Origin of the sequence: Nocardia pseudovaccinii NBRC 100343, from assembly GCF_001613225.1 — a bacterium.
GTDB lineage: Bacteria > Actinomycetota > Actinomycetes > Mycobacteriales > Mycobacteriaceae > Nocardia > Nocardia pseudovaccinii.
On the sequence record NZ_BDBY01000098.1, the window covers coordinates 25,337 to 36,921 of the forward strand.

10 protein-coding genes are annotated in these 11,585 nt (G+C 66.1%); 5 read left to right on the plus strand and 5 right to left on the minus strand.

Annotated elements, in window-relative coordinates:
- Window positions 1-37 precede the first annotated feature (37 nt).
- From NP3_RS11075 to NP3_RS11095, 5 genes are all read left to right on the plus strand, one after another.
- The gene (locus tag NP3_RS11075; protein ID WP_063040339.1) at window positions 38-1,255 is read left to right on the plus strand and encodes a DUF7373 family lipoprotein; all 1,218 of its coding nucleotides are present in this window, start codon (window positions 38-40) and stop codon (window positions 1,253-1,255) included.
- 57 nt (window positions 1,256-1,312) lie between these two features.
- Window positions 1,313-2,140: a DUF3097 domain-containing protein gene (locus tag NP3_RS11080; RefSeq protein WP_174566198.1), complete on the plus strand. Its 828-nt coding sequence runs from the start codon at window positions 1,313-1,315 to the stop codon at window positions 2,138-2,140.
- 187 nt (window positions 2,141-2,327) lie between these two features.
- Window positions 2,328-3,146 (plus strand): Rv1486c family protein, encoded by an 819-nt coding sequence (locus NP3_RS11085; RefSeq protein WP_063040343.1) that lies wholly within the window; start codon window positions 2,328-2,330, stop codon window positions 3,144-3,146.
- A gap of 100 nt (window positions 3,147-3,246) precedes the next feature.
- Window positions 3,247-4,017, plus strand: coding sequence for a S1 family peptidase (locus NP3_RS11090; protein WP_063040345.1), 771 nt, complete (start codon window positions 3,247-3,249; stop codon window positions 4,015-4,017).
- Window positions 4,018-4,173: 156 nt separating this feature from the next.
- Window positions 4,174-6,636, plus strand: a complete 2,463-nt coding sequence (locus NP3_RS11095) for an FHA domain-containing protein (protein ID WP_063824739.1) — start codon at window positions 4,174-4,176, stop codon at window positions 6,634-6,636.
- Window positions 6,637-6,658: 22 nt separating this feature from the next.
- Here NP3_RS11095 and NP3_RS11100 read toward each other — a convergent pair whose 3' ends face one another.
- From NP3_RS11100 to NP3_RS11120, 5 genes are all read right to left on the minus strand, one after another.
- On the minus strand, window positions 6,659-7,735 hold the full coding sequence (locus tag NP3_RS11100) for a ferrochelatase (protein WP_063040347.1): 1,077 nt from the start codon (window positions 7,733-7,735) through the stop codon (window positions 6,659-6,661).
- 16 nt (window positions 7,736-7,751) lie between these two features.
- Window positions 7,752-8,591: an NADH-dependent enoyl-ACP reductase InhA gene (gene inhA, locus NP3_RS11105; RefSeq protein WP_063040349.1), complete on the minus strand. Its 840-nt coding sequence runs from the start codon at window positions 8,589-8,591 to the stop codon at window positions 7,752-7,754.
- 71 nt (window positions 8,592-8,662) lie between these two features.
- A complete protein-coding gene (fabG1, locus tag NP3_RS11110) occupies window positions 8,663-9,379 on the minus strand; it encodes a 3-oxoacyl-ACP reductase FabG1 (RefSeq protein WP_040691902.1) in 717 nt (238 codons plus the stop codon).
- A 97-nt stretch (window positions 9,380-9,476) separates the two neighbouring features.
- A complete protein-coding gene (locus NP3_RS11115; RefSeq protein ID WP_063040351.1) occupies window positions 9,477-10,481 on the minus strand; it encodes a VWA domain-containing protein in 1,005 nt (334 codons plus the stop codon).
- Entirely contained in the window at window positions 10,478-11,428 is a 951-nt protein-coding gene (locus NP3_RS11120) for a DUF58 domain-containing protein (RefSeq protein WP_063040353.1), read from the minus strand. Before NP3_RS11120 ends, NP3_RS11115 begins: the two co-directional genes overlap by 4 nt.
- Between the last annotated feature and the right edge of the window lie 157 nt (window positions 11,429-11,585).

Below are 11,585 nucleotides of genomic sequence, written 5' to 3' on the forward strand. Positions count from 1 at the left end.
CGCAACAACATCGCGTACGAAGGGCGAGGAGCCTGGCATGTTTCGGAGATCACGCACCGTCATTTCGGCTGCCTGCATCGCGGTAGTCGGTCTGCTGGCCGGGTGCGGGATCGCCGGTATACCGGTCGCGGCCGAACCTGATGTTCGCAAGTTGGAGATCGGCGACTATCCGGTCGACAAATACCACTACGACCAGGACGCGCACGGCAACGGCGCACTGCTGGAAGGCATTCGGATGGCCGAGGCGGTGGTACCGACGAACCGTATCGATCCGAAATTGACCTTCGGTGTGCTCGGTGGCGTCGTATCCGATAACCAGGAGGCGGCCGACTACTACACCGGCAGCGCGTCGATACCGGTGCTCGAGCGCCACAGAATGCTGGTGGCCTACGGCGCTGTCGGTGCCGACCGCCCCTATGAGCCATTCCAGATCGATCAGCGCGGCCCCGGCCCGGACGTCACCATCATCTCGCAGCTGCTGATGCGCTTCCCGAACGCGACCGAGGCCGAACAGGCGGCACGCGAACTCGAAGCCGCCGATTTCGCGGTCGCACCCGATCAGAACAAGCGGCTCGAGCTGGATAAATATCCCAATGCCCACACACACTGGCGGCCCGATGTCGCCAATATCGGATCCTTCATCGCCGATAAGGAATTCGTCCTGCAGGTATTCATCCAACGGCCCAAGGCCGATGAACGCGATCTACTGGGCTGGCTCGGCAACACCTTCGACGCCGAACTCACCGTGGTCGACAAATTCCGGGCCACCCCCGTGGACCAGCTCGACGACTTGAAGGTCGATCCGGATGGGCTGCTGGCCCGCGCTGTCGTCCGCGACCGCCGCAACCACACCCTCGACCTGCGCGAATTCAGTGTGTACGGCCCGGGCATCGTCGTGCACACCGCCACGAATCAGGCCACCTCGCAGCGGATGATCGACGAAACCGGGCTGGACGCCTGGGCGATCGCGGACGACACCATCGTCTATCGAGTGCGCGACGAGGCCTCGGGGCCGCGTCTGGTCAACGAGCTCATCGCGCGTTCCGGTGACGAATACGATCCGATCGATGCGCCCAAGGATGTGCCCGGCGCGATCTGCCAGCGACTCAATCGGCGCGGCGATACCGATAGGCAGTACAAGCACAGCTGCTACGTCACCTATAAGCGCTATGTCGCGAACGTAAACGGCGATAACGAAGCCGACGTTCGCCAGAAAGTGGCGGCGCAGTACGCGCTGTTCGCCAATAGTCTGTGACCGGCACACCAACTCGCTTGCGCCGCAACCCCAACCGGCGGTGCTATTTTCGGGCGGGTGAGCGGGCGTGACATGTATGGCGGCGACATCTTCTCCGGACATTCGCGATCGAAGAAGCGGACCGTGCCTACGGTCGTCGCCGACCGCGACCTCGTGGTGGAGGATGCGGCGACCGGATTCTGCGGTGCCGTGGTCGGATTCGACCGCAGCTACGACGGCGAATTCGTCAAGTTGGAGGATGCGCGCGGTGCCGTGCGGCTGTTCGCATTGCGCGAGGCCGCATTCCTGATCGACGGTGCGCCCGTCACACTGGTCCGGCCCAAGGCCGCGGCCCCGAAGAAGCCGACCCGGTCGGCATCGGGTTCGACCCGGGTGGAGGGGCTGCGCGCACAGGTCGCGAAGACGAGCCGGATCTGGGTGGAGGGCGTCCACGATGCCGCATTGGTGGAGCGGGTCTGGGGGCACGATCTGCGGGTCGAAGGCGTGGTCGTCGAACATCTCGAGGGTTTGGACAATCTGGCCGCGCGGCTGACCGAATTCGCGCCCGGACCGGGTCGGCGGGTCGGGGTGCTGGTCGACCATCTGGTCACCGGTTCCAAGGAAACCCAGCTGACCACCGGCCTCGGTAAGTATGTGCTGGTCACCGGGCATCCCTATATCGATGTCTGGCAGGCTGTGCGTCCTGCGGCGGTCGGTATCGCGGCGTGGCCGGAGGTGCCCCGCGGCGAGGATTGGAAGACCGGCATCTGCCGTCGGCTCGGCTGGGGCACACCGCAGGAGGGGTGGCGGCGGGTCTACAACGCGGTCGAATCCTTCCGCGATCTGGAATCCCCCCTGATCGGCGCGGTGGAGCGGCTCATCGACTTCGTCACCGAACCGGACTGACCGCTATAGCGGGTCCATTCGCTGAAATCATGTCCCATTCCGCGGAATTCGGCCCGCGCGCCGACGGCGGCCGCGCGCCCGCCGTTATGGTACTCGCGGTACCGGACGGCGGATCGATGCGCGCAGCTCACCGGGGCATCCGGCATGGACGCCCCCCAGTCGCAACCCTCCTTTATGCTCGATAATTATGTGCTCTCCTAGTGCCACGCTGACGGTGTGGGCCGGCTCCTGGCTGGCCGGTTGCAGCGCGCCCGACGACATCCTCGAGGCGCTGTACGCCTGGGCGCCACGGCACACCATCGCCGCGGGCGATCCGTTGACCGGCGGCCGCGACGACCTGCCGTGGTCTTCTCGCGACAATCTGTCCGGCACCGGAGTCATGGCGCTACTCAAGGTGATTCGCGAGGCGATGGCACAACCCGGTGCACAGCTGCGCTTGGTGCTGCCGGTGCCCGGCGATGTGCGCGGACTGCCGACCGGAACGGCCTTCGCCGCTGATGCGATCGAGGCGGGCGAGGGAATGTTGTTCGGGGTGCCGGGCGAGGAGGGCACCGGATTGATCCCGCAGTGGCCCGATGACGACACGCTGCAGTGGACCGTCTACAGCACCCCGATTCCGGCCGCGCCGGGCCAGGATATGTCGCTCGGCGAGGCGGAGTACACGATGCGTGAAGCAGTACGCGATGCCGCCGACGCCCTGATGCGCCTGCACACCACCGCCGCGGGCGCGACCGTCGACTCCGACCCCCGCGAACTCATCGAGGCCGAGCTCGCGGATTACTCCCGCCACGACTATCCGGATTCGATCCCGTTGCGCGCCAGGCGAATCCTCGACAGCGCCGATCATGTCGCCGCCATCCTCACTGTCGCACAACGCGAACCGGCCTCCTCCCCCACTTCCGCCACCGCCATCGGCGCGCAAGAAGACCTCCTACGCCCACTGTGGGACGCGATCCGCGCGGCGCGGTTGGTGGCGGTACACGCCGCGGCCCGCGGCAATTCGTAAGGCACCGGCGCAAGGCGGCCACCGGTCCCGTAGGCGCGAGAACACCGGCATCCTCTGGTTGAATAGACCGAGCGATCGCCTGAATCATCCGGGAGGCGGCATGTTTCGCATACCTCGCATTGTCGCGGCGGTAACCGCCGCATTCATCGTCGCTCTCGGTGCCCCTGTCGTTCCCGCCACGGCGATCGTGGGGGGAAATACCACCGAGGCGAGCGCCTACTCGTGGCTCGCCGCCGTCGGCAGCCCGTTTTACGTCTTCCGACCATCCGGGCAATTCTGCGGCGGTGTGCTCATCGCGCCCGATCGGGTTGTGACAGCTGCACACTGCGTCGATGTGGCGCGGCTGCTGCCGCAGGCGATCACCGTCACCTTCGGCCGCACCGACCTGCGCTCGCGCGACGGAGTCACCGTGGGAGTCAAGGAGATTCGCATCCACCCGGATTTCCGGGAATCCGATTTCGAGGGCGAGACCGTGCACCACAATGATCTCGCGATCCTCATCCTCGACGAGCCGAGATCAGGCCCGTTCCTGGAAATCGCCGCGCCACAGGGCGATCCGCGCGCATACGGCGACACCGGCAGCATCGTCGGCTGGGGCGCGACCTCCGAGAGCGACACCTCGAATACGCTCCTGCGCTCCGCACCCGTCCCGATCGTCTCCAACGCCACGTGCACTGCCGCCTATGGCTCCGCCTTCGACCCCGCCGATATGCTCTGCGCCGGATCCCCCGACGCCGATACCGCCGAATACGACAGCGGCGATCCACTTCTCGTCGCGGGCCGCCTGATCGGGCTCACCTCATGGGGCAAGGGCAGCGCCCGCCCGGGGTTCCCCGGTGTCTACGCCTACCTCACGACCCTCAGCTTCTGATCGGCAACACCGCGATGGAACTGGTCTGACGGGTCTCGACGTCAGGCTGGACCGCCAGGTACATCGAGGTGTCTGTGCTGACGGGTTGCTGATGACCGGAATTGCGAGGTAGTCGAATATTGCCGGGACACTGCGGACGAGTCGTATACTCACGTCATGGCGGATGACCAGTCCTCCATCGAATCCCCCGAGACGCCGGTCCTCGTGGTGCACACGAGAGAACGCGTTTATCGGCTACGCGCTGGGACCGTATATAACGTCGGTCGCGATCCGGCATCCGACATTATCGTGACCGATCCGCGCGCATCTTCGGTGCACGCAGTGCTGGAGCGAGGTGCGGACGGTTGGGAAATCGAGGACGCGGGCAGCCTCAACGGCACCTTTTTCGAAGGTCACCGCGTCGAGCGGATGCTGATCGACCATGACGAGACGTTCCAGCTCGGTCACGCCGTGGACGGCGAGCAGTTGGCCTGTTCTCTGGAAGGGCAAGAAGGACAAACCGACCGAAGGTCCGATGACGATATCGGGGTAGACACGATGATCGTCTCCGATCCGGGCTACGACCTCGCGGATGAGGCAACGATCACGAGGTTCCATGCGGGTCGGTCCAGGCGAGTTTCGCGAACGTCACCTTCGGCGGCCCGCCCCAGCGCGGTCGTCCGGATCACATCGCCCACCGTCCGGATCGGACGCGCGGCAGACAACGACATCGTCGCGCACGACCTCATGCTCTCCCGCCATCACGCCGAGCTGCGCACGATCGGCGACGGAAAATACCGGATCGTCGACCTCGACAGCCACAACGGCACCTACGTCAACGGCCACCGGATCGACGCCGCGGACCTGACCGAATCCGATCTGATCGGCATGGGCCACACCACGTTCCGGCTGGTGGGCGACGAACTGCGCGAGTTCGTCGACACCGGTGACGTATCGGTCTCGGTGCAGAGCCTCACCGTGCGGACTCCCGAGGGCAAAGTGCTCCTCGACGGGGTCAGCTTCCCCATTCCGCAACGCTCACTTGTCGGGGTCATCGGGCCGAGCGGAGCGGGCAAGTCGACACTGCTCGGCGCGGTCACCGGGTTGCGGCCCGCGACGGAGGGGACGGTCCGCTACGACGGACGCGACCTGTACACCGACTACGACGAACTCCGGCACCGCATCGGACTCGTCCCGCAGGAGGACATCCTGCACAACCAGCTTCCGACCCGGCGCGCACTGCTTTACGCGGCCGAGCTGCGCTTCCCCGGCGATACGCGCGCCGAGGAGCGCGAACAGCGGGTCGATGAGGTCCTCGACGAGCTCGGTTTGACGCGGCACGCCGATACTCGCATCGATCGGCTCTCGGGCGGGCAGCGCAAACGGGTCAGCGTGGCACTGGAGTTGCTGACCAAACCGTCCCTGTTGTTCCTCGACGAGCCGACCTCCGGCCTCGACCCGGGCCTGGACAAGACGGTCATGGAAATGCTGTCGGAACTTGCGCACGACGGGCGGACCGTCATCGTCGTCACCCACAGCGTGGCGAATCTCGATTCCTGCGACCGCCTGCTGGTCCTGGTGCCCGGCGGTCGGCTGGCCTATTACGGGCCGCCCGCCGAGGGGCTGCAGCAGTTCGCGCAGCGCAGCTGGGCCGAGGTGTTCCAGGCGTTCGACCGCGAGGAAGACCGCGACTGGGCAGATGAATTCCGTACTTCGCCGCGCTTCGAGAACTACGTGGCGGTCGGGTTGACCGACGACGTCGGTCCGAAGGAAGTACACACACCCGCACCGCCGCCCGCACAGCAGTCCAAGTTCAGCCAGCTCAGCACCCTGTGCCGACGATATCTGGCAGTGATCGCCTCGGACCGCAGCTATTTGGCCCTCCTTGGGGTGCTGCCCCTGCTACTCGGTGGCTTGATCGCTGCGATCCCGTCGGGCCAGGGGTTCGCCGGGGCTCCGGGATCCAATATCGATGCCGCGACCAAGCTCATGGTTTTGGCATTCGGTGCGTGCTTCGTCGGCACCGGCAACTCGATTCGCGAGATCGTCAAAGAACAGACGATCTACCGCAGAGAACGCGCGGCAGGCCTGTCGGCCGGAGTCTATTTGATGTCGAAACTGCTGGTCCTGAGCGTGATCACCGCCCTGCAGTCGGCGGTGCTCGTGCTGATCGGCCTCATCGGTGTGGATAGGCCGCCCAAGGGGCTCTTCACATCTATCGAGCTCGAGCTGATCCTGGCGATGGCGCTGCTCGGCATCGCATCGCTGGCATTGGGCTTGCTGGTGTCGGTCTCGGTGAACACCTCGGAGAAGACACTGCCGCTGCTGATTGTGCTGTCGATGGCACAGCTGGTGCTCACCGGCGGGCTGGTGCGGCTACCCGGTACCTTCGGCCTGGAGCAACTGGCCTACATAGCGCCGGCCCGTTGGGGGTTCGCCGCCGGGGCCGCCACCATCGATCTGGACACCCTCTCACCGCACTCGGGCGCGGCCGACCCGCTGTGGAAACACAGCATCGGCACGTGGCTGCTCGACATGGGAGTCGTCGCCGGGCTGGGGGCAGTCTTCCTAGCGCTGGCCTGGTACCGCCTGTATCAGCTGCGTCCACGGCGCCGCGGTGCGCGCCGCGCGAGAATTTGACGGCGGACGCCCACTTCGAAAGCTACGTTGCCGCGGCATGGCGTCGCGGCGGGGTGCAACAGTCGATTGCGCAGGGGGCACCGTTCACGGTGCACCCATAACCCGGAATGTCGCCGAGTCGGCGCGGCGGGATACCGGTCAGATGCTCGTTGATCAGTTCCACGACCAACTGCGCGAAGCGGGGATCGGTCCCGGGGGTGGCGGCCCGCGCGAACGCCATGCCGAGTTCCTCGGCCTTCTCCTTGGCCTCGTTATCCAGATCCCAGATGACCTCGAGGTGATCGGAGACGAACCCGACCGGGCAGACCACGACCGCATCCACACCTTTGCCGGACAGATCCTCGAGATGATCGACGATATCGGGGTCCAGCCAAGGAATCTGCGGCGGACCGGAACGGGACTGCCACACCACGTCGAAATCGGTGAATCCGGTTGCGGCGGCACACAATCGCGCGGCCTCGGCGACCTGACGGCTGTACAGCCGACCACCGTCCGCGGGCGGTCCTGCGGAAATATCGGCCGACACCGGTATCGAGTGCGCGGTGAAAACCAGCCGAGCACCATCGCGGCGCCCGGCCGGAAGCGCATCCACCGCGGCGCGAATCGCCGCCGCGAACGCCTCGATCAGCAACGGATGGTCGAAGTACTGCCGCAACTTCACCAGTTCCGGCGCATCCGCCCCGAAAGCCGAACGCGCCCTTGCGATGTCCTCGTCGTACTGCAGACAGCCGGAGTATCCACCCCACGCCGAGGTCGGGAACACCAGGGCCGACCGCACACCGTCGGCCGCCATGCGCGCGACGGTGTCCTCGGCCATCGGGTCCCAGTTGCGGTTACCGAAGTACACCGGCAATTCGATTCCGGCACCGGCCAATTCGCGTTCCACCGCGGCGATGATGTCGCGGTTGAGCGCATTGATCGGGGAGACACCGCCGAAGTGCAGGTAATGCTGCGCAACTTCCTCGAGACGTTCACGCGGCACGCCCCGCCCCCGAGTGACGTTCTCCAGGAACGGCATCACGTCCTCGGGGCGTTCCGGGCCGCCGAAGGACAGCAGTAGCAGCGCATCCACTTCTCCGGCAGTGGCATCCGCAGCCACGGCTCCTCCTCCGGCTTCAGTTGGCGGCGAACCCGTTTTCCGGGAACCAAGTGTTGTGGCTGGCGCCGCCGTCCACATAGATGATCGAACCGGTGGTGCCGGGCAGCCAGTCCGACAGCAGCGTCACAATGGATTTGGCGACCACGGTCGGGTCGTCGACATCCCAGCCGATCGGGGAGGCACCATCCCAGTACTCGTTGAGCATGGTCAGCTGCTTGGCGTCATCGGTGGCGGTGCCCGCGATGGCCTTGGCGGCGAGGGTCTTGATCGGACCTGCGGCGATCAGGTTCGACCGGACCTTCTTGGCGGTGCCGACTTCCCGCGCCACGTAGCGGTTCACCGATTCGAGGGCCGCCTTGGCCACACCCATCCAGTTGTAGTACGGCATGGCGGTGCGGGGGTCGAAGTCCATGCCCACGATGGAGCCGCCCTCGTTCATGACCGGGAGCACGGCACGGGCCAACGAGGCGTAGGACCACGCCGAGATCTCGAAGGCCTTGGCGGCGTCGGGGCCAGGACCGTCCAGGAAGGCCACCGCATCCGGGCCCATCAGTGTCTTGGGCGCGAAAGCAATGGAGTGCAGGACGCCGTCGACGCCCTCAGGGGCGAGCTCGCGCACCTTCTCCGGCAGGGAGGCCAGATCCTCCTCGCTCGTGACGTCCAGGCCGATGGCCGGGGCGACCTCTTGCGGCAGCCGCTTGGCGATCCGATCGATCAACCGCAGCCGCTCCGGAATGCCAGTGATGATCACCTTCGCGCCCTGCTGCTGCGCGACCGCCGCCGCGTGGAACGCGATCGAGGAATCGGTGATGATGCCGGTGATCAGGATGGTCTTGCCTTCGAGCAATCCGCCCATGGGTTTTCGGTTCTCCTGTTGTCGAAGTTCAACTGGTTACGCGACCGCCGAACACGCGGCTGCCGGTTGGGTCAGTGGCCCATGCCCATGCCGCCGTCGACCGGGATCACCGCGCCGGAAACGTACCGCGAATCCTCGGAAGCGAGGAAGCTGACCACGGCCGCGACGTCTTCGGGCTCGCCGAGACGCTGCAGCGGAATGAATTTCTTCGCCATGTCACGCAGATCGTCGGGCAGCTCAGCGGTCATATCGGTCTCGATGAAGCCGGGCGCGACGACATTGGCGGTGATCGAACGCGAACCGAGTTCGCGGGTGACCGAGCGAGCCAGACCGATGACACCGGCCTTGGACGCGGCGTAGTTGATCTGTCCGGCCTGACCGGCGAGACCGACCACGGAGCCGAGGAAGATCATCCGACCCCAGCGTGCCCGCAGCATGGCGCGGTTGGCACGCTTGGCGCAGCGGAACGCACCGGTCAGGTTCGCATCGATGACCTTGGTGAACTGCTCCTCGCTCATCCGCATCAACAGGGTGTCGTCGGTGATACCCGCATTGGCGACGAGCACCTCGACCGCCCCCTGATGCTGCTCCACCTCGGTGAACGCGGCATCGACCGAATCACTGTCCGTCACATCGCATTTCACACCGAACAGACCGTCCGGCACCCCCGACCCACGATGCGTGACGGCCACCTTGTGCCCATCGGCAAGCAGACGCTGCGCGACCGCGAGTCCGATACCGCGGTTGCCACCGGTCACCAGGACCGACCGGGATGTGATGTTCGACATGAGGACCAACCTATCTGTTCGGGTTCGTGCGCCACGCCCGGGCCACACATAGTGCTCTATGTGGAACCGGGCGCGTCGCGACGGCAGGCGTTGACGACTACGGCAGCCGTTGACGATAGAGCAAGCCGGTAACTACACCGGCAGCGACAACGAGCATGCCGAGCAAAAGCCAAGGCCTGCTGGCATCGCCCCTGGTCATCTCGTAACCGATCTGCTCTTCGAGCGTGTCGTAGACCGCGGTCAACTCGGTCAGGCTCGAAGCGGTATAGAAATCGCCGCCGGAGAGTTTGGCGATCTCACGCAGCGCATCGTCGTCGACAGGCACCTTGACGCGCTGGGCGCCCTTACCGTCCTGGTCCGGAATCTCCACCGTGCCCCACGACGTGCCGAACGAAATCGTCGACACCGGAACGCCTTTGTTCTTGGCGAGGCGGGCCGCGGTGAAACCGTGCCGTGGGTTGTCGACATCCTTGTCGTCGGGCACCGTCTGCTTACCGTCGGACATCAGCACGATGCGCGCGGGCGGCGGCGTCTCCGCGCCACCGAGCACCGTGGCGATGGTGTCGATCGACTGCAGCGCGGTGAGAATGCCCTCACCGGTGGCGGTGCGCTCGGCGAGTTTGATGTTGTCGATGGCCGCCTTGACGGCCTCGCGGTTCGTCGTCGGCGGCACCATCACCGATGCGGTACCCGCGAAGGTGACGAAGCCGAGATTGATACCTGGCGGCAGCCCGTCGACGAATTCCTTACCGGCCTTCTGTGCCACCTTCAGTCGCGACGGCGGGACATCGGTGGCCTCCATGGACAGCGAAACGTCCATCACCAGAACGACTGTCGCGCGATTGCGCGGCACCTTCTTGACGGCGGTCGGCCCCGCGGCCGCGATGGTCAGGAACACCAGACCGACCAGCATCAGCGCGACCGGCACATGCCGCATCGGACTCGGCCGCGACGGGGCGACCTTCTCCAGCAGCTCCATATTGGTGAACTGCAGCATGTGCCGGTGGCGGCTGCGCTGAACGAGGATGTAGCCCAACGCGATCAGCACGACCACGGCGAGGAAACCGAGCCAGACCAGCGCGGTGAAATGCGAAATACTCACTGGCGCGGCGCCCGTCCGCTCGGGGCGCCGAATGCGTGGCGCCGGGTGGACACGAACCGGACCACGTCGGAGATCCAGTCCCGATCGGTCTGCAGGGTGAGCACCGGTGCGCCGCAACTGCGCAGGGCCTGTTCGACCTGAACGCGATGACGCTCGGCGGCGGCCGCGAAATCGGCACGCAGCGAAGGCGTCACGCTGAATTCGCGGGTGCGCCCGGTCTCGGGATCGTGCAGCACCACATCGCCCACATCGGGCAGCGACAGGTCGCGCGGATCGAGGACCTCCACCGCGAGCAGATCGTGGCGCGCGGAGATGGCGCGCAGTGAGCGCTGCCAGTTGATATCACCGAGGAAGTCGCTGATGACCACCGCGAGTCCGCGCTTGCGCTGCGGGCGGCGCAGCGATTCGATCGCCTCGCGCAGATCGCCGCGCACACCGTCACGGGCATGCGGCGTCGTCGCGATCTCGCGCAGCATCGACTGCGCGTGCACCCGGCCGCTGCGCGCGGGAATGCGGGTCAACTGCTCACCGGTCGCGACGACCGCGCCGATCCGATTGCCACCACCACTGGTGAGGTGGGTGATCGCCGCGGCGGCCGCGACGGCCAGATCGCGCTTCTGGCACAGTGCGGTACCGAAGTCGAGGCTGGCCGACAGATCGACCACCATCCAGGTCTCTAGTTCCCGGTCCGCGATCATCTGCCGCACATGCGGATGGGTGGTGCGGGCGGTGACCGACCAATCCATTTGGCGCACATCGTCGCCCGGCTGATAGGTCCTGGCCTCGCCTGGCTCCGAGCCGGGGCCCGGAATCAAGCCGAGGTGATCGCCGTGCAGCACACCGTCGAGTCGACGACGGACGGTCAGTTCCAGCGTTCTGAGCGCCGCCGTCAGCTTGGGGTCGGACAGTTCGCCCGATCGGAAAGACGGTGGTGCGTGTGGGGACATCGGCACTGGTGGAACCCCGTCTTGTGGAAAATCAGGCACAGCCGATGCCGAGGTCACTTCGGCTGGTTATTGCCGACGGCCGGAGACATCTGCGCGACCGGCGGCTGCGGCACCGCGTCCTGGGGGGCGGGCGGCTGCGGGATCGGCGGCTGCGCGC